14 protein-coding genes are annotated in these 18,149 nt (G+C 64.5%); 7 read left to right on the forward strand and 7 right to left on the reverse strand.

Annotation, left to right across the window (positions count from 1 at the left end; all coding sequences use genetic code 11):
- Nucleotides 1-2 precede the first annotated feature (2 nt).
- The 3 genes from AC1ROK_RS22405 to AC1ROK_RS22415 all read right to left on the reverse strand — a co-directional run bounded on the left by AC1ROK_RS22405 (nucleotide 3) and on the right by AC1ROK_RS22415 (nucleotide 1,971).
- Complete coding sequence (locus AC1ROK_RS22405; RefSeq protein WP_492851049.1) at nucleotides 3-914, reverse strand: DMT family transporter; 912 nt, start codon at nucleotides 912-914, stop codon at nucleotides 3-5.
- A gap of 102 nt (nucleotides 915-1,016) precedes the next feature.
- Entirely contained in the window at nucleotides 1,017-1,538 is a 522-nt protein-coding gene (locus AC1ROK_RS22410) for a DUF6580 family putative transport protein (RefSeq protein WP_492851051.1), read from the reverse strand.
- Nucleotides 1,539-1,590: 52 nt separating this feature from the next.
- On the reverse strand, nucleotides 1,591-1,971 hold the full coding sequence (locus AC1ROK_RS22415) for a winged helix-turn-helix transcriptional regulator (RefSeq protein WP_492851053.1): 381 nt from the start codon (nucleotides 1,969-1,971) through the stop codon (nucleotides 1,591-1,593).
- Nucleotides 1,972-2,076: 105 nt separating this feature from the next.
- On the opposite strand from AC1ROK_RS22415, the gene AC1ROK_RS22420 reads away from it, so the two are divergent.
- The gene (locus AC1ROK_RS22420; protein ID WP_492851055.1) at nucleotides 2,077-3,066 is read left to right on the forward strand and encodes a quinone oxidoreductase family protein; all 990 of its coding nucleotides are present in this window, start codon (nucleotides 2,077-2,079) and stop codon (nucleotides 3,064-3,066) included.
- 152 nt (nucleotides 3,067-3,218) lie between these two features.
- On the opposite strand, the gene AC1ROK_RS22425 is transcribed toward AC1ROK_RS22420, so the two are convergent.
- Nucleotides 3,219-5,732, reverse strand: coding sequence for a beta-mannosidase (locus AC1ROK_RS22425; RefSeq protein WP_492851057.1), 2,514 nt, complete (start codon nucleotides 5,730-5,732; stop codon nucleotides 3,219-3,221).
- 159 nt (nucleotides 5,733-5,891) lie between these two features.
- On the opposite strand from AC1ROK_RS22425, the gene AC1ROK_RS22430 reads away from it, so the two are divergent.
- The 5 genes from AC1ROK_RS22430 (at nucleotide 5,892) to AC1ROK_RS22450 (ending at nucleotide 8,822) form a co-directional block, all read left to right on the forward strand.
- Entirely contained in the window at nucleotides 5,892-6,638 is a 747-nt protein-coding gene (locus AC1ROK_RS22430; protein ID WP_492851059.1) for an ArsR/SmtB family transcription factor, read from the forward strand.
- Between the two features lie 34 nt (nucleotides 6,639-6,672).
- On the forward strand, nucleotides 6,673-6,981 hold the full coding sequence (locus AC1ROK_RS22435; RefSeq protein WP_492851060.1) for a YciI family protein: 309 nt from the start codon (nucleotides 6,673-6,675) through the stop codon (nucleotides 6,979-6,981).
- Nucleotides 6,982-7,181: 200 nt separating this feature from the next.
- Nucleotides 7,182-7,598 (forward strand): DUF4260 domain-containing protein, encoded by a 417-nt coding sequence (locus tag AC1ROK_RS22440; protein WP_492851061.1) that lies wholly within the window; start codon nucleotides 7,182-7,184, stop codon nucleotides 7,596-7,598.
- Entirely contained in the window at nucleotides 7,582-8,139 is a 558-nt protein-coding gene (locus AC1ROK_RS22445) for a TetR/AcrR family transcriptional regulator (RefSeq protein WP_492851062.1), read from the forward strand. Before AC1ROK_RS22440 ends, AC1ROK_RS22445 begins: the two co-directional genes overlap by 17 nt.
- 77 nt (nucleotides 8,140-8,216) lie before the next feature.
- Complete coding sequence (locus AC1ROK_RS22450; RefSeq protein WP_492851063.1) at nucleotides 8,217-8,822, forward strand: dihydrofolate reductase family protein; 606 nt, start codon at nucleotides 8,217-8,219, stop codon at nucleotides 8,820-8,822.
- A gap of 4 nt (nucleotides 8,823-8,826) precedes the next feature.
- Here the strand turns inward: AC1ROK_RS22450 and AC1ROK_RS22455 are convergent, their stop codons facing one another.
- The 3 genes from AC1ROK_RS22455 to AC1ROK_RS22465 form a co-directional block, all read right to left on the reverse strand.
- Nucleotides 8,827-10,695 carry an ABC transporter ATP-binding protein gene (locus AC1ROK_RS22455; RefSeq protein WP_492851064.1) on the reverse strand — a complete coding sequence of 623 codons (1,869 nt, stop codon included), beginning with the start codon at nucleotides 10,693-10,695 and terminating at the stop codon, nucleotides 8,827-8,829.
- 280 nt (nucleotides 10,696-10,975) lie between these two features.
- Nucleotides 10,976-12,844: an ABC transporter ATP-binding protein gene (locus AC1ROK_RS22460; protein WP_492851065.1), complete on the reverse strand. Its 1,869-nt coding sequence runs from the start codon at nucleotides 12,842-12,844 to the stop codon at nucleotides 10,976-10,978.
- Between the two features lie 369 nt (nucleotides 12,845-13,213).
- Complete coding sequence (locus AC1ROK_RS22465) at nucleotides 13,214-15,064, reverse strand: ABC transporter ATP-binding protein (protein ID WP_492851323.1); 1,851 nt, start codon at nucleotides 15,062-15,064, stop codon at nucleotides 13,214-13,216.
- A gap of 323 nt (nucleotides 15,065-15,387) precedes the next feature.
- On the opposite strand from AC1ROK_RS22465, the gene pepN reads away from it, so the two are divergent.
- On the forward strand, nucleotides 15,388-18,027 hold the full coding sequence (gene pepN, locus AC1ROK_RS22470; RefSeq protein ID WP_492851067.1) for an aminopeptidase N: 2,640 nt from the start codon (nucleotides 15,388-15,390) through the stop codon (nucleotides 18,025-18,027).
- The last annotated feature ends 122 nt before the right edge of the window (nucleotides 18,028-18,149 follow it).

Consider the following 18,149-nt stretch of genomic DNA (forward strand, 5'->3'; position numbering starts at 1 on the left):
GCTCAGTCCTCCACCGGCGCAACGGTGACAGGGCGGTGCAACTGGCGTTCGCGAAACCAGATGTAGATGCCGGAACCGATGATGATCGGCGCCCCAAGGAAGAACCAGGCATCCGGCGGTTCAGAGAAGATCAGCCAGCTGGCCAGCGCCAGTAGCAGCAGCTCGGTGTAGCTGAACGGCGCCAGCGTCGAGGGCGGCGCGAAGCGATGCGCGATGGTGTTGAGCTGATGCGCGATCATGCCGGTGACGCCGATGGCGATGAAGGCGAACCACCCTGCTCCGTCGGTCGGCCAGACCCAGTTGTTGAAGGCGAACGGGGTGATGCAGGTAAGCGCGATCAGCCCCGAATAGACCTGCTGTGTTGCGGCCGAGTCGACCCCGGCCAGCTTGCGGGTGATGATGCCGTAGAACGCCGCGCAGAGCGCGCCGGCGAGGCAGATCAGCGAGGCCGGGTGGAAGGCCGCCGTGCCCGGACGGACGATGATCAGGATACCGAGGAAGCCGACGCCCACCGCAACCCAGCGGCGCCAGCCGATCTTTTCGCCGAGCAGCGGACCGGAGAGCGCCGTCACCATCAGCGGCATGGTGAACATCAGCGCCCCGGTCACCGTCAGTGGCAGGAACTGCATGGCGCCGAAATTGGCCGCCGTAACCCCGAGCAGGCAAAGGCCGCGCATGAGCTGCAGCTTCCAGTTCCGGCTGACGAACAGGTTGCGCTGGAACGGCAGGAACAGCGCGATCGCCAGCGCCACATGGATGGCGTAGCGGATGAAGACGATCTGCGTCAGCGGCAGCCCGATAAAGCCGAGATACTTGGCCGAGGTGTCGAGAGTGGCGAAGAACAGCTGGCTGAACAGCAGCAGGCCAATGCCGAAATTGCGGCGCTCCTCGACGGGGGCGATGGTGGAAGTCATTGGTCGGTCCGAAGGGCCGCCGAGGGATGCGGGGCCGGCTCACCAAAAGGCGCGCCGACCCGGCCTGTCAATGGCAGGGCGGCGGCAATCGGTTCAGTTGAACTAAAGTCTGGCGCCTGCGGCGCCGGGATCACGCTCAACAGCGCGACGGGCGAGGATGAACAGCGCGAAGAGGACGGCGGTGGAGCCGAGATCGCCGACGAGGCTCAGGCCCCAGAACGGGATGGCGGCAACATAGCAGGCGACCAACCCATCGAAGCCGAAGCCATAATAGCCGCCGAGATAGACGCCGAAGTTCGAGATGAGGAAGAAGGCGAGGCTGGCGAGGAAGGCAGCGCCGCCCAGGCGGATCACCGAGAGCTGGCGCAGCAGGCCGCGCCCGATCAGCACGCCGGCCAGCATCCCGGCATAGGTAAACAGGGCCGAGCTGTGCCAGCCGAGCGCGAGATCGGCGAGCGCCATGACGGCGAGGGGAACGAGCGCCGCCAGCCACGGGCTGCGGATGGCGTAGGCGCCGAGCAGGCTCACTCCGACCACTGCCGTGATATTGGGCGGGTGCGGGATCAGCCGGCTCAAGACGCCGATGACGATCAATCCCAGGGCAAGTCGTTCGCTGTTGGTCACGCTCAAATCTCCTCTTGCGATTGTCGGACCGTCCTGCGCCAGCGTCAACCGTTCAGGCGGCGGTCGCTGCCCGGTTCTCGGCGGCAAAGCCATCGCAATAGACCATCCGTGCGTGGTCGCCGGTGGCCTTGGCGTGCCGGATGCCCCAGTTCTGCAGGGTATCCATCAGCGGCGCCAGCGACAGGCCGAGCTCGGTGGCGCTGTACTCGACATGTGGTGGAGCGGCGGCGAACACCGTCCTCACAATCAGCCCATGCTCCTCCATCTCGCGCAGCTGCTGCACCAGCACCTTCTGCGAGATGCCCGGAATGCCGCGCTGCAGCTGGGAAAGCCGCTGCGGTCCGGCCAGCACGTGGAACAGGATATAGAGCTTCCAGCGCCCGCCGATGATCTGCAGGGTGCGTTCGAGCGGCCAGGTCGAGAGGCGGTTCATCGCGGGGACTCCAAGCGCACCTGACGGTGCGTATGACACCAGAAAGTCTGTAGCGGGCAGAGGACGATATCGGAACAAGGGACGCCTTCAACAAGGAGAGTTCCCATGAAGGTTGTTTCGATTTCGGCGTTCGGCGGGCCCGAGGAATTGCAGGTTGGCGAAGTGCCGACGCCCGCCGCGGGGCCCGGCCAGGTGCTGATCAAGGTGGAGGCGATCGGGCTCAACCTGGGCGATGCCATCATCCGCTCCGGTCGCTCGGGGCTCGAGCTGCCGATGCCGTTCATCCCCGGCGGCGAGGTGGCCGGAACGGTTGCCGCCGTCGGCGATGGCGTGAGCGAGTTGAGCGTCGGCGATCGGGTACTGGGAGCGATCTTTGCCGAGCCGCGGCTCGATGGCGGCTATGCCGAGTTTGTCGCGCTCTCGTCTGACGCGGCGTTCAAGCTGCCCGACGCGGTGTCTTTCGACGCCGCGGTTGCGCTGGCCGTGCAGGGGCTGACGGCCGAGCAGCTGCTGGCGCACAACCCGGTCGCAGACAAGTCGGTGCTGGTGCACTCGGCAGCCGGTGGCGTCGGCCAGTTGCTGGTGCGACTGGCCCGGCTTGCCGGGGCTCGAGGGATCGTCGGCACGGTCGGCAATGCAGCGAAACGTGACGCGGCGATGGCGGCCGGGGCGGACCGGGTGGTGGTGTCGGCGACGCCTGACTGGGCCACCGAAGCGCCCGGGCCCTATAACGTGATCTTCGACGCGACCGGCGGCGAGATCACGGCGGCGAGCCTCCCCCTGCTCGCGCCGGAGGGACGCTATGCAGTGTATGGCGGCGCCAGCGGGGTCTATCCAAGCTTCAGTGCCCAACAGATGGCCGGCGTCACCGCCGCAGCGCAGACCATTGCAGGGTTCTCGCTGTGGTCGCTGCTTGGCGATCCGACGCGACGTGGGCCGGCGCTCAGAGCGTCGTACCAGCGGCTGTTCGGCGCGGTGGCGGACGGGTCACTCACGGTGGATATCGGCCACCGCTTGGCGCTGGCCGAGGCTGCCGAGGCGCATCGGCTGATCGAGAGCCGCGGGTCGGTGGGGAAGATCGTGCTGGTGCCGTAGGGTTGACGGCTGGCAGACGGCCCCCTCCCATCCTCCCCCATGAAGGGGGAGGTGCCCCGCCGGTGCCTTGGGTACGATCGAGCGGCGGCCTCGACTCTTCACCTCCCCCATCATGGGGGAGGATGGGAGGGGGCCGTCTCTATCAGTATGGCCTAGTATGTCTGCCGCAGATGCCCAACCTTGAGGCTGCTTGCCAGCGCATCCTTCGTCACCACTGCCCCTTTGCGCGGCGTGAAGCTCAACTTCACCTCCCGCCCCGGCAACAGCGTTACGGCGTTATCCGAGAAGTAGCCGGGCACATCGACCGTGGCGGTGACGAACACCGCCGGCTTGTCGGCGGTCAGCGTCAGCACCGGCGCCTTGTCGCCGCCCGACCAGCTCGCCTTCACCTTGGCTTCGCCAAGCTCGTAGGCCTTGTAGGCTTTGGGGAAGTAGTCGTTCTCGCCCAGCAGCTTGCCGTCCTCGGCGATCCAGGAGAAGAACAGGAACTCGTTGGGCCCCAGATCGCTCAGCTTCAGCTTGGTCGCCACCACCGCCTTGTCGGGGTTGCACTTCACCTTCGCCGTGGCGATGACGCGGGCCTTGCCGTTGGCATCCACCGCGTGGACTTCCAGAGCGATTTCAGCCTTTTCGGCGGTATCGTTGATGGCTTTGAGGAGGATGGTGTCGCCGTCCGGCACGGCCACGACGTTGATCGGGTTATAGAAGCGCTTCGCCATGTAGTGCAGCAGCTTCCACTGCCCGCCATAGTCGAGGCTCGACCAGCTGGCGACGGGGTAGACGTCGTTGATCTGCCAGTAGAGCGTGCCCATGCAGCGCGGCTTGGTCGAACGCCAGTATTCGATGGCGGTCTTGATGGCGAGGCCCTGCTGGATCTGGCTCAGGAACACCATGTTCTCGAAGCCCGAGGGGAAGCGGAAGTAGCGCGTCATGGTCTCGAGAATGCGCGAGTTGCCGCCGGTATTGCGCTGGTGCGCTTCCATCACCGGCGAGGTCGGGTTGCGATCCTCGGGCTTGGTGAAGCTCTCGATGACGTTCATCGAGGTGAAGCTCTGGAAGCCGAACTCCGAGGCGAAGCGCGGGTTCACCTCGCGATAGGCGGAGAAATCCTTGGCCGAGTGCCAGACGCTCCAATAGTGGGTGTCGCCGCGCGTATCCATCAGCCAGCCATCGGAATAATCCATGTAGCCGAGGGATGGCGAGGACGGCCAGAAGCGGCGGGTCGGATCCTCGTCCTCGACGATATAGCCGAGCATCGAGTTGAGCCGGTCGTAATTGGCGACGTAGCGTTCCGGCGCCGCCTTGGTCTCGGGGTACCAGTGCAGCGAACCGATCACTTCGTTGTCGCCGCACCAGAGCGCGATCGAGGCATGGTGGCTGAGGCGGCGGATCTGCTGGGTGATCTCGGTGCGCACGTCGGCGAGGAAGGCGCGATCACTGGGGTAGCTCATGCAGGCGAACATGAAGTCGTGCCAGATGAGGATGCCGAGCTCGTCGCACATCTCGTAGAAATAGTCGGGCTCGTACTGCCCGCCGCCCCAGATGCGCAGCATGTTCATGTTCACTGCCCGGGCGCTTTCGAGCAGGTCGCGAACCGTGTCGGGGGTGATGCGCGACGGGATGGCGTCGGCGGGGATCCAGTTTGCCCCGAACATCGAGATGTCGCGGCCGTTGATCCGTACCTTGAAGCTGTGGTCGATCTCGTCCTTTTCGACCAGCCATTCGAGCTTGCGCAAGCCGAGCTTGCGCTTCGTCACCTCGCCGTCGAGCGTGGTCCAGAGCTCATAGAGCGGCTGCTCGCCCTGCCCGTTCGGCCACCAGAGCTTTGGGTTCTTGATGGTGACATTGTGGGTGAAGACGTTCTCGCCCGGCCGCACCACCACCTTGTCGGCGAGCTTTTGGCCGTCGACCTCGTGCGTCAGCTCGACCGAGCCTTCAGCGAAAGCGAAAACGCGAGTCGTGATCGAGAGTTCGACCGACTTCTTGCCATGCGCCTGCTCGACGGTGACGCTCTCCTGGCGGGCGAGGCGCGAGCGGCGGATCGCCATCTTGCCATAGACGCCTGTCGGCATCAGGCAGATGCCCCAGTCCCAGCCGGCGTGGCAGGCGGCCTTGCGCACGAAGTTCATGTGCACGCCTTCGAGGCCGTTCGAGAGATAGTTGTAGGTGAAGGGGATCGGGAACGGGTGGGCGTCGGAGCGGGCCTTGGCCACATCGCGGGTCACCGCGAACTCGATGCGCAGCGTGTTGGTGCCGGCCTTGATCTTGCCGGTGACGTCTATGTCGTAGCGGATGAACTGGTTCTGCGTCTCGGCGATCGCCTCGCCGTTGAGGATCACCGTGGCGATGGTGTCGACGTTTTCGAGCGTCAGCGTCAGGTAGCCGTCGATATCGGCGGCGCTCGCCTCGAACTTCCGCTCTACCGTCCACGGGGTCTTGTTGACCCACATGACGTCGACTTCGTTCTGGCCGAAATACGGGTCCGGGATTTCCTTGGCGTCGAGCAGCGCCGTGTGCACGTCGCCGGGCAGCGCGATTGGCGCCTTGATCTTCGACTTCGGCGAAGTCAGCTGGAACTGGCCCGCGAGATTGAGTTCGCTGTAGTCGGACTTGGCCGGCGCAGCCGAGGACTTGGCGGGCTCGGCCGCGGTTTTGGTCTTCGCCATGTGGGGAGTTCCTCCGATCGATGCCCGGCGCGCAATCGATTGCACCGCCGGCAGGCGACTGATGTAGCCGCTGCCATTCCAGCTGCCAATCCCCTCCCCGTCGCTCCGGCAACCTCCCACCCTTGACACGTGACCATTTAGTCACCTATTGTGATGACCGTGGATGCCGTCTTCAAAGCCCTGGCCGATCCGACCCGAAGGCAGTTGCTCGACAGCTTGCGCGACAAGGCCGGACAGACCCTGACCGAGCTCGAGAGCGGGCTCGGGATGACCCGATTTGGGGTGATGAAGCACCTCAAGGTGCTCGAAGAGGCGAAGCTGGTGACGAGCCGCAAGGAGGGGCGGTTCAAGTACCACTACCTCAACGCCTCCCCGATCCAGGAAGTCGCGGATCGGTGGATCGCGCCCTACCAGAAGCCGTTCACGCGCTTCGCACTCGATTTGAAGACCCAGTTGGAGAGTTCAGTACCGATGGCCGACAAACCGAATTTCGTGCTCGAGACCTATATCCAGACCACGCCGCAGGCACTGTGGGACGCGCTCACCAAGCCCGAACTGACGGCGCTCTACTACTATGGCACTCGGATCGACAGCGAACTCAAGCAAGGCGGGCCGTTCCGCTACCTCACCGGCGACGGGCAGGTGATGCTCGACGGCGAAGTGATCGAGATCGAACCGCTGAAAAAGATCGTCTCGAGCTTCATTCCGAGCTGGGCCGAGAACTCGCAGCCAACCCTCGTCACCTTCGCGATCGAGCCGATGGGCGAGGTCGTCAAGTTCACCATCACCCACCACGACTACGAGAAGGCCAATGCCGGCATCGACACCGGCTGGCCGGTGGTCGTCGCGGGCCTGAAGACGCTGCTCGAGACAGGCAAACCGCTGAACCTGCCGACCAGCATGTGAGCATCAAGCAGCGGCAAAACAGGGAAACAGAGAGATGGCAAAATACATTCTGGGCTTTCACGGATCGCCCGCCACTTCACCGGCGGACCTCGAGGGCTCGATGGAGAAATGGGTCGCCTGGTACAAGGGCATGGGCGGCGCGGTTGCCGACATGGGCAATCCGGCGGGCCCGAGCAAGACCATCGGCGCCGACGGCCGCGTGGTCAGTACCAACGGCAATGCGCTGACCGGCTATTCCATCCTCGAAGCCGAAAGCCTCGACGATGCGATCTCCCTGGCGCGCGGCTGCCCGATCTATGCCGCCGGCGGTTCCGTGGAAGTCGCCGAGCTGATGTCGATGTGACGTGAAGGGCGGCGCCCACGCGACGCCGCCCATAGCTCTCACCCTCCACCTGTGGTGAGGCATCCCAATAGGTTCCTGCCTTCGCGGGAATGACGGCGGAGATGGACTGCGCCAACTGGTACATATATAGGCCACGCTTGACTTCCATAGCTAATATATGTAGCCATCATAGCTACGCACGTTAGCCATTGAGGTTTGCTATGTCGACCACCCCCGGTTTCCCGCCGAAGTCCGTCGTGACCACGTTGCGCGTCGAAGGGCTGGTTGCGCTCACTGCCGCCGTCACCGCCTACTGGTTCCTCGGCGGCAACTGGTGGTTGTTCGCCGTGCTGCTGCTGGCCCCCGACCTTAGTTTCTTCGGGCTTTATGCGGGCGAGACCGCGGGGGCGAAAATCTACAACCTCGCCCACACCTATGCTGTCCCCGCCGTGCTCGGCGCGGTCGGCTGGTTCGGCGGGATCTCCTGGCTGACCGAAGTCGCGCTGATCTGGGCCGCCCATATCGGCATGGACCGAGCGGTCGGTTACGGCCTCAAATATCCTGGGCTTGGCCACCACACCCATCTCGGCCTCATCGGCCCCGCCAGGAAGGCCGCACGCAGTGCCGACGCCCGCTAAGACCTCGCCCACGCAACTGGCGGCCATCGCCCGGGCCCTGGTCGAAAGCTCCGGGCCCGAGGCGCTCACCATGGGGGCGGTGGCGCAGAGCGCCGGCATCAAGCCGCCCTCGCTCTACAAGCACTTCGCCGATCGTGCGGCGATCCTCAAGGTGGTCGAGATCGGGATCCTGCACGAGCTCGAAGCCTATCTCCGGCGCGAGACGAACGGGGTGGCGTCCAAGGCGCGGCTGATCACCATGGCCACCGCCTATCGTCGTTTCGGCCGTACTGCGCCCAACCGCTACAAGGCGATCTATAGCGGTAACGCCTTCAACGACCCCGATATCCGCGCCGCCTGCCTGTTCTCGGCGCAACCGCTGTTCGAGGAACTGAAGGCAGCCGGCATCGCCGAGGCCCGCATCCTGCCGCTGTCGCGCACGCTGGTGGCGTTCCTGCACGGCTTCGTTCTGATGGAGATCGGCAACGCCTTCACCCTCGGCGGCAGCGTCGAGGAGGCGTTCGAATCGAGCCTCGAGACGATCCTGCGAGAAATAGCCTAGCAGCCTGTCGATCCCGGCTGCGTTCACTCGTCGGGATGGTGAGAGCGGCCAACGCCGCCCAACCGAGGAGAAGGACGATGGGTTCGAGCGTGCTGTACATGTCGATATCGGTGGATGGCTTCATCACCGGGCCGAACGTCCGGCCGGACAATGGGCTTGGCGACGAGGGCCAGCACCTCCACGACTGGGCGTTCGGCGATGCCGAAGGTGGCGATTTCGATGCCGCGATCGCGCAGCTCAAGGGCGTCAACCGGCAGATCTGGGACGAGATGATGGCGACCGGTGCGGTGGTCGCCGGGCGCCATACGTTCGAGCCCGCCGGCGGCTGGAATGGCGACCATCACAACGGCGTCGAGATTTTCATCGTGAGCCGGCACGAGGCGCCCGAGTGGGTGCGCAAGTGGCGGAACGTGCACTATGTCGACGATCTCGGTGTCGCGATGCGCGAAGCCAAGGCGGCAGCAGGCGAGCGAAATGTGATGTTGCATGGCGGCGGCACGCTGGTGCCGATGGCGCTGAAGGGCGGCTTGCTTGACGAGCTGATGCTCCACCAGGTGCGGTTCCTGCTCGGCGAAGGCACGCGCCCGTTCGACGGGCTGGGCTTCGGGCTACGCCAGTTGGAACGGCTGCGGGTGCTCGACGGCGAAGGCGTTACGCACCTGCACTACCGGGTGCGTAAGTAGTCCCCTACTCCGCCGCCTTCAAATCAAGAAAGCCACCCGACTGCCGCGCCCAGAGCGTCGCGTAGTGGCCGCCGGCCGCCAGCAGCTCGGCATGGGTACCCTGTTCGACGATGCGGCCCTGTTCGAGCACGATCAGCCGGTCCATCTCGGCGATGGTCGAGAGCCGGTGGGCGATGGCCAGCACGGTCTTGCCCTGCATCAGCGTCTTCAGCTGGCTCTGGATCGCCGCTTCGACCTCGCTGTCGAGGGCGGAGGTCGCTTCGTCGAGCACCAGGATCGGGGCGTTCTTCAGCAGCACGCGGGCAATGGCGACGCGCTGGCGCTGCCCCCCCGAGAGCTTCACGCCGCGCTCGCCGACAAAGGCGTCGTAAGCCGTGCGGCCCTTCTGGTCGATCAGCTGTTCGATGAAATCATCCGCCTCCGCCGAGGCCGCCGCGGCGAACATCTCGTCGTCGGTGGCATCGGGTCGGCCATAGGTCAGGTTGGCGCGAATCGAGCGGTGCAGCAGCGAGGTATCCTGCGTCACCACGCCGATATTGGCGCGCAGCGACTCCTGGGTGACTCTCGCGATATCCTGTCCATCGATCGAGATGGTGCCGCCCTGCACGTCGTAAAAGCGCAGCAGCAGGTTGACGATGGTCGACTTGCCCGCGCCGGAGCGGCCGATCAGCCCGACCCGCTCGCCCGCCTTGATGTGAAGCTCGAGGTTGTCGATCACCGGCAAGGCATTGTCGTATTTGAAACTGACATGGTCGAAGCTGATCGCCGCCTCGGTCACCCGCAGTGGTTTGGCATCGGGCGCATCGACCAGTCCGAGCGGCCGGGCGATCAGCTCGGCCGAGTTCTGCGCCGTACCATAGTTGCGCATCAGGCCATTGAGCTGGTTCATCAGCCGGCCGAGGAGGTTGTAAAGCCGCAGCACCAGCCCGGTGGTGAAGGCCACGCCGCCGACGCTCACCAGCCCCTCGGTCCACAGATGCACCGACAGCGCCGCGATCCCGGCGATGGCGATGCCGGACAGCATGCCCATCGCCGTGCGTACGCCGACCAGCGTCCGCGCCAGCCTGGTCATCGCGGCAATGAAGCTCTCGAAGCCGGATTTGACGAACTTGTCATCGGCCTCGGCGGTTCCGAACAGTTTCAGCGTCTGAATGTTGGAAAAGCTGTCGACGATACGTCCGGTCAGCACCGAGGCCTGTTCTGCGGCGCCGGCCGAGTATTTTCGCATGCGCGGCACGTAGTAGCGCGCCAACCCGGCAAAGGCCGCGACCCATAACAGCACTGCCGCGGCCAGCCGCCAGTCGAGCTGGCCGACCAGCACGATGGTGGTCACCGTGTAGATGCCGATGAACCACACCACCTGCAGCAGGCTGACCATGAAATCGCCCACCGCGCCGCCCGACTGCCAGACCTTCGAGGCAATCGAGCCGGCGAAATCGTTCTGGAAGAAGGTGAGGTTCTGCCGGATCACATGGGCATAGGCCTGCCAGCGCACCAGGTTGTAGAAGCCGAGATTGACGGTCTGCTCTTCGACCGTCGCCGACAGCCAGGTGATGACGAACCGGATGCCGAGCGTCACCACCAGCATCCAGACCAGCTCCAGCCCGAACCCGGCGATCAGCCCGCCCCACCCCTCGGCCTGGCTGGAGCTATCGAGAATATCGACGATGCGGCCGACGTAGTAGAACAGCGCCGCCTCGACCAGCGCCACCAGCCCGCCCAGCACCAGCAGCGCGAGAAAGGCAAGCTTCGCCTGCGAGATGTAGAACCAGAAAAACCGCCAGGTCACCGCCGGCGGTTGCAGGTCGCCGGACTTCCCGAACGGGTCGGTCCAGCGCTCGAAGAAGCGGTGAATGGGCTCGAGGAGCGTCATGGGTGTTCTCGCTGAACCCTCAATAGCTTGAGTCCTAACGAAGTGAACGTGAAATCGGGGTAAGGTGGAGGTGACGCTCCGTGGCGCCACATCGTCTCCCTCCCCCGTTGCGGGGAGGCATCAAGGGCGGGGGGGAGCCGCAAACTCCGTGCGTGCTGCTCCCCCCACCCTGGCTACACTATGAACTTGGCCGAGGCCAAGTTCAGCTTCGCTACCCTCCCCGCAAGGGGGAGGGGCGGTGCAAGAACCGAAAGGGCGGACCGAAGCCCGCCCCCTGTCCTTATTCCGCAGCTTCCGCCTCGGCTTTCATATCGAGGAAGCCGCCGGACTGGCGTTGCCAGAGCTGGGCGTAGTGGCCGCCGCTGGCGAGCAGTTCGGCGTGGGTGCCTTCCTCGACGATACGGCCCTTCTCCAGCACCACCAGGCGGTCCATGGCGGCGATGGTCGAGAGGCGATGGGCGATGGCGATCACCGTCTTGCCCTGCATCAGCGACACCAGTTGATCCTGGATCGCCGCCTCGACCTCGCTGTCGAGCGCCGAGGTCGCCTCGTCGAGCACCAGGATCGGGGCGTTCTTCAGCAGCACGCGGGCAATGGCGACGCGTTGGCGCTGCCCACCCGAGAGCTTGACGCCCCGTTCGCCGACATGGGCGTCGTAGCCCCGCCGTTGCTTGGGGTCCACCAGCCCGGCAATCACCTCGGCCACCTTGGCCTGCTCGGCGGCGCGGATCATCTCATCGTCGGTCGCCGTCTGGCGGCCGTACTTGATGTTCTCACGCACAGAACGGTGCAGCAGCGAGGTGTCCTGGCTGACGAGACCGATTGCGGCGCGCACGCTTTCCTGCGTCACGTCGCGAACATCCTGCCCGTCGATGCGGATCGACCCGGACTCCACGTCGAACAGACGCAGCATCAGGTTGACCAGCGTCGACTTGCCGGCGCCGGAACGACCGACCAGACCCACCTTCTCGCCCGGTTTGATGGTGAGGTTGAACCCCTCCATCACAGTGCCTTCCTTGCCGCGCCAGTAGTTGAAGGTGACGTTGTCGAAGGCGATGCCGCCTTCCTTCACCACCAGGCTTTTGGCCTCAGGCTTGTCGAGCATGGTGATCGGCTGGGCGATGGTGATCATCGAGTCCCGCGTGGTGCCGATCTGGCGGAAGATGTTGGAGCCGACATCGAGGATCCAGCCGCTCATGTTCATGATTTGCAGCGCGAACGGGATGGCGGTCGCCACCGCGGCGGCGTTCAGCGTGCCGGCGTTCCAGCTGCCGAGCGCGATCCAGGCGATCGAGATCACGAGGCCCGCGTTGAGCAGGAACAGGGTCGACCACATGTAGGTGAACACCCGCATGAGCTTGCGGAACTCGGCCGCGTGCTCGTTCACCGAGTCCGCCACGTAGGCGTCCTCGTGCCCATCGGTCGAAAACGTCTTCAGCGTGTGGATGTTGGTGTAGCTGTCGACGACGCGCCCGGTCATCACCGACTTGGCTTCAGACAGATCCTCGGAATACTTGGCGATCAGCGGCATGACGATGGTGAACAGGATGCCGTAGAGCACCAGCCAGACAGCAATCGGCACCAGCAGCACCCAGTCGAGCCGCGCCAGCACCACCACCGCCACGATTACGAAGATGCCGGCGTACCACACGGCGTCGATGGTCATGTTGACGGAGGTTTCGATCGATTCCCCGGCCTGCATGATCTTGTTGGCAATGCGGCCGGCGAAGTCGTTCTGGAAGTAGCTCCAGGTCTGCCGGATGACGTGCCAATGGCTCTGCCAGCGGACGATGTCGACGAGGTTCGGTACGATCGAGTGGTTACGCACCAGCGTATCGAGCAGGAAGGTGATCGGGCGGACCACGGCGATCACGAGGATCATCCACACGAAGGTCTGCCAGTGCAGCTCGAACATCTGCCCCGGCGGGGTGGTGGCGAGCAAACCGACCACGACGCCGACGAAGATCGGCATCATCGCATCGGCAATCGAGCCGACGGCCACCAGCACCATGCGGAGCAGGAACGCGCCGCGGAACTGGTTGACGAAATACATTGTGAACTTGGTGACCCCCATCGGGGGTTGGGTGTCCTTGGCCAGCGCTACCGGAGAGTAGCGGGCATCGAACCAGGCAATGACTCGGTTGAGCATTTTGAACTCATTTTCCGAGCCCGGTAACTGACTATCCGGGTCAGGTCAGGGCTCTAACGGATTGTTTTCGCTTCACTTTGGACCGGCTGGCGTTGGGGCCCGCGCTGAGGTCGATGAATCCGGGTTGATTGCGAGTTTCCATTTGTCCCCTCCTTGGGGTGGTTGAAATTTGTAATCTGGCTAGAAGGCGGCGCGCGTGGCGCCCCCCTCCCCAACCCTCCCCGCGAGGGGACGACAAGAGGCCGCCCCGAGGGGGAGGGTGCCGGCCGGTGTGTCGGGCACGATCCGGCCGAAAACGCGATGCAGCACCTCCCCCCCTTGCGGGGGAGGTTGGGAGGGGGGAGGCCAAGTGCCCTAGACTCTCATTCCTCACTCGGCCGCCTCCTCCTGCACGTCCATCTCCAGGAACCCGCCGGACTGGCGGGCCCAGAGCTTGGCGTAGACGCCGCCCAGCGCGATCAACTCGGCATGCGTCCCCTGCTCGACGATCTTGCCCTGCTCCAGCACCACCAACCGATCCATCATGGCGATGGTCGAGAGCCGGTGCGCGATGGCGATCACCGTCTTGTTCTGCATCAAGAGCTGCAACTGCCCCTGGATCGCCGCCTCGACCTCGCTGTCGAGGGCCGAGGTGGCTTCGTCGAGCACCAGGATGGGCGCGTTCTTGAGCAGCACCCGCGCGATGGCAATGCGCTGACGCTGTCCGCCTGAGAGCTTCACGCCGCGCTCGCCGACATGGGCGTCGTAGCCCTTGCGGCCCTTGAAATCGACCAGCCCGTCGATGAACACGTCGGCCTCGGCGAGGCGCGCGGCGGCAAGCATCTCCGCCTCGGTCGCGTCGGGGCGGCCATAGAGGATGTTCTCGCGCACCGAGCGATGCAGCAGCGAAGTATCCTGCGTCACGACACCAATCTGCTCGCGCAGCGTATCCTGCTGCACGGTGGCGATGTCGATGCCGTCGATGGTGATCCTGCCGCTCTCGCGGTCGTAGAAGCGCAGCAGCAGGTTGACGATGGTCGATTTGCCGGCGCCAGAGCGACCGACGAGACCGATCTTCTCGCCCGGCTTGATCGCCAGATCGAGGTGATCGATGACCCCGGACGTCTTGCCGTAATGGAACCCGACGTCATCGAAGCGCACGTCGCCCTTCACCGGGCCGATCGGCTTGGCGCCAGGCTGGTCGGCGACGACGCGCGGCAGCGAGATCGAGTTGATGCCGTCGCGGACGATGCCGATATTCTCGAACAGCTGCGACATCTCCCACATCACCCACTGGCTCATGCCCTGGAAGCGCAGCACCAGCGCCGTGGCTACGGCAATCGCACCCGGGGTCATCGAGCCGTTCAGCCACTGGTTGATGCCGACCGCCATGACCGCGAACAGCAGCAGGTTGTTCATCAGCGGGATGACGATCTGTAAGAGCGCGAACATCCGCATCTGCTTGTGCACGGTGCCCATGAACTGATCCATGGCCTCGTGCGCATAGGCTTCCTCGCGGTGCGAGTGCGAGAACAGCTTCACTGTCGCGATGTTGGTGTAGCTGTCGACGATGCGCCCGGTCATCAGCGAGCGCGCATCGGCCTGCGCCTCGGCGACCTTGCCGAGCTTGGGGACATAGTAGCAGAGCAGTGAAACGTAGATGGCGAGCCACACCAGGAACGGCACGGCCAGCCACAGATCGCTCATCGCCGCCAGCACCACGGCGCCGGCGAAATAGACGACCACGAACACCGTGACGTCGAGCAGCTTCATCACCACTTCGCGCACGGCCAGCGAGGTCTGCATCAGCTTGGCGCCGATGCGGCCGGCAAACTCGTCCTGGAAATAGCTCATCGACTGGCGCAGCAGGTAGCGATGCGCCATCCAGCGGATGCGCTGCGGCAGGTTGCCGATCAGGGTCTGGTGGATGATCAGCGTGTCGAAGATCTGCAGCGACGGCAGGATGACGAGCAACACCGCCGCCATCAGGATCAGCTTCCAGCCTTCCGTGGCGAGGAAGGTGGCGCGATCCGCCGTGCCGAGCCAATCGATGATCGAACCCATGAAGCTGAACAGCAGAATCTCGCCCAGCGCGATGCCGGCGCCGAGCAGCGCCATGGCGATCAGCCAGCGCTTTGCGCCCTTGCAGTAGTGCAGGCAGAACGCCACCAGCCCCTTGGGCGGCTGCTGCGGCTCGCCGAGCGGATAGGGATTAAGCCGATCCTCGAACCACTTGAACACTCTGTCGATCACGGCCGTCTCCCTCGTCCCATCGTCAGGATGGCGGCACGGCTACGACCTCAACATAGGTTGAGGTCAAGCGGCTCTTGCCATCCGAGGGCTTTGCCCTCTTCTGTATTTTGGATTACGCACACGCCACGCCAATAGCGTGACGGAGGTGCGTGCTGGCGGGCCAGCCAGGCGCCAATCCCAATACCGCCGGAATCGGCAAGGATCGTGTCCAAATTGGCTGGTTGTCAGCCGCACAGAATACACTAACCATGGGATTCGGCTGTTGCGCCTGCGCCACAGTTGGTTAACGAGTTGATGTTGCGGAGAATTTGATGCGCGGCGAGAACGAAGAGACGATCTTCCTCAAGGATTATGCCGAGACCCCCTACGCTATCGAGAAGGTCGAACTGGACGTCCGGATCGCCCCCGACACCTCGGTGATCCGTGCTCTCTTGACGCTGGTGCCGCGCGCCAACACCGCGCCCGGCACGCCGTTGGTGCTGGACGGCGAGGAGCTGACCCTGCACACCGTCGCCATCGACGGGCTGCCGCAGGCGCTGACCGCCTACGAGGCAACGCCGACCGGCCTCACCATCCATCAGCCGCCGAACAAGCGCTTCGTGCTCGAGACCGAAGTCGCGGTCGAGCCGGAAAAGAACATCCGGCTGATGGGCTTTTATCGCTCCAACGGCACCTGGTGCACGCAGTGCGAGCCCGAGGGCTTCCGCCGCATCACCTACTATCTCGATCGCCCCGACGTGCTGGCGCCGTTCAAGGTGCGGATGACCGCCGACCAGGCGCTCGCCCCGATCCTGCTCTCCAACGGTAACCTTGTCGAAAGGGGGGCCCTGCCCGACGGCAAGCACTTCGCGGTGTGGGAAGATCCGTTCCCCAAGCCGGCCTACCTCTTCGCCATGGTGGCGGGCGATCTCGGCTCGATCCATGATGAATTCACCACCGCCTCGGGCCGCAACGTGGCGCTTGGCATCTATTGCGCGCACGGCAAGGAGAGCGAGTGCCTCTACGCCATGGATTCGCTGAAGCGTTCCATGGCCTGGGACGAGCGCCGCTTCGGCCGCGAGTACGATCTCGACGTGTTCAACATCGTCGCCGTCTCCGATTTCAACTTCGGCGCGATGGAGAACAAGGGCCTCAACATCTTCAACGACAAGCTGGTGTTCGCCAAACCGGAGAGCGCTACCGACGCCGACTACATCAACATCGAGAGCGTCATCGCGCACGAGTATTTCCACAATTGGACAGGCGACAGAATCACTTGCCGTGACTGGTTCCAGCTCTGCCTCAAGGAAGGCCTGACGGTTTACCGCGATCAGGAGTTCTCGATGGACGAGCGCTCGCGCCCGGTGAACCGCATCGACGACGTACGCCAGTTGCGCCAGACGCAGTTCCCGGAGGATGGCGGCCCGCTCGCCCATCCGGCGCGGCCGGATCGCTACAAGGAGATCAACAACTTCTACACGGCGACCGTCTACGAGAAGGGCGCCGAGATCGTCCGCATGCTGGCGACGCTGCTGGGCGAAGCCGGCTTCCGCAAGGGGATGGATCTCTACTTCGAGCGCCATGACGGCGAGGCGACGACAATCGAGGCCTTCATCAAGGTGTTCGAGGATTCCTCGGGCCAGAACCTGCAGCACTTCCAGCAGTGGTACCTGCAGGCCGGCACGCCCGAGGTCAGCATCACCGACCGGTTCGATGCGGCGACGCAGACCTACACGCTCGATATCGTGCAGGAGAACAAGCCGACGCCGGGCCAGGACGAGAAGCAGCCGATGGTGCTGCCGATCAAGTTCGGCCTCATCGGCCCGAACGGCAGCCCGATGACCTGGGCCTCGGTGTCCGGTGGCGAGGTGCGCGATGACCTGATCGTCATGGACACCAACAAGGTCAGCGTCAGCTTCACCGGCATCCCGAACCGCCCGGTACCGTCACTGTTCCGCGGCTTCTCGGCGCCGGTGCAACTTAGCAGCAATGCCAGCGAAGCCGATCAGTTGTTCCTCGCCCGCCACGATGCCGACCCCTTCAACCGCTGGCAGGCGCTGCAGGACGTGTCGATGCGGCTGATGCTCGAGGCGATCGGCGGCAAGGCCTGGAGCGACGCGCAGGTCGCCGCTGTCGCCGACGCACTCGAGGAGACGCTGGGCTCCAAGGAGCTCGACCCCGCCTACAAGGCGCTGGCATTGAACCTGCCCAATGAGCAGACGATCGCCCGCGCCATCGGCAGCAATGTCGACCCGGACCGGGTCCACGAGGTGCGCGCCGGATTGATGACGGCTTTGGTCGCCCGGCTCGCCCCGACGCTGGAGAAGGTCTACCTGACCAATGACAGCCGGCTCGCCTACTCGCCGGATTTCCAACAGACCGGCCGGCGTTCGATGAAGAACACTGCGCTCGCCCTGCTGGTGCTCGGCCGGGCCGAGGGCGCGGACAAGCTGGCGCGCGAGCAATACGAGCGGGCGCTCAACATGACCGACCGGCTGTCGGCGCTTTCGACGGTGGTGCAGTCGTGGACCGCCGACGCCGATGCGCTGCTGTCGGATTTCTACCGGCAGTACACCGCAGATCCGCTGGTGCTCGACAAGTGGCTGTCGCTCAATGCGCTCGCCGCCGACGACGCGGCGCTCGAGCGCATCAAGGCCATCCTCGCCTCGCCGGATTTCCCACGGAACAACCCCAACCGGCTGCGGGCATTGATGGCGACCTTCGGCATGAACAATCCAACGCAGTTCGCCCGCAAGGACGGCGCCGGCTTCCGCTTCCTCGCCGAGTTCGTCGGGGATGTCGACAAACGCAACCCGCAGGTCGCGGCGCGCGTGCTTACGGCCTTCCGCGTATGGCGCAGCTTCGAATCCGTACGTCAGGGGGAGGCCGAGAAGGCGCTGAAATCGCTGCAGGAATCGGGTGAGCTCAGCCGCAACACCGCCGATATCCTTGAGCGGACGCTGGCTGGTTAACAGAACCTTAGCGCTAGAAGAATTTTTCTTTCCCGCTAAGTGATTCAGCCGACTCACGATTTTGGCTTCGCCGTCGCGCCGTTCAGAAACCCCTCTGGACAGTGACGACGAAGCCGATTCAA

Source organism: Devosia sp. GW821-FHT12F11 (genome assembly GCF_058806655.1).

What these genes read in the sequence shown, in the direction of transcription:
- AC1ROK_RS22455 (WP_492851064.1), bottom strand. Translation starts at nt 10,695, where the DNA reads ATGACGCTCCTCGAGCCCATTCACCGCTTCTTCGAGCGCTGGACCGAC.
- AC1ROK_RS22415 (WP_492851053.1), bottom strand. Translation starts at nt 1,971, where the DNA reads ATGAACCGCCTCTCGACCTGGCCGCTCGAACGCACCCTGCAGATCATC.
- AC1ROK_RS22460 (WP_492851065.1), bottom strand. Translation starts at nt 12,844, where the DNA reads ATGCTCAACCGAGTCATTGCCTGGTTCGATGCCCGCTACTCTCCGGTA.
- AC1ROK_RS22435 (WP_492851060.1), top strand. Translation starts at nt 6,673, where the DNA reads ATGGCAAAATACATTCTGGGCTTTCACGGATCGCCCGCCACTTCACCG.
- AC1ROK_RS22420 (WP_492851055.1), top strand. Translation starts at nt 2,077, where the DNA reads ATGAAGGTTGTTTCGATTTCGGCGTTCGGCGGGCCCGAGGAATTGCAG.
- pepN (WP_492851067.1), top strand. Translation starts at nt 15,388, where the DNA reads ATGCGCGGCGAGAACGAAGAGACGATCTTCCTCAAGGATTATGCCGAG.
- AC1ROK_RS22440 (WP_492851061.1), top strand. Translation starts at nt 7,182, where the DNA reads ATGTCGACCACCCCCGGTTTCCCGCCGAAGTCCGTCGTGACCACGTTG.
- AC1ROK_RS22425 (WP_492851057.1), bottom strand. Translation starts at nt 5,732, where the DNA reads ATGGCGAAGACCAAAACCGCGGCCGAGCCCGCCAAGTCCTCGGCTGCG.
- AC1ROK_RS22405 (WP_492851049.1), bottom strand. Translation starts at nt 914, where the DNA reads ATGACTTCCACCATCGCCCCCGTCGAGGAGCGCCGCAATTTCGGCATT.
- AC1ROK_RS22450 (WP_492851063.1), top strand. Translation starts at nt 8,217, where the DNA reads ATGGGTTCGAGCGTGCTGTACATGTCGATATCGGTGGATGGCTTCATC.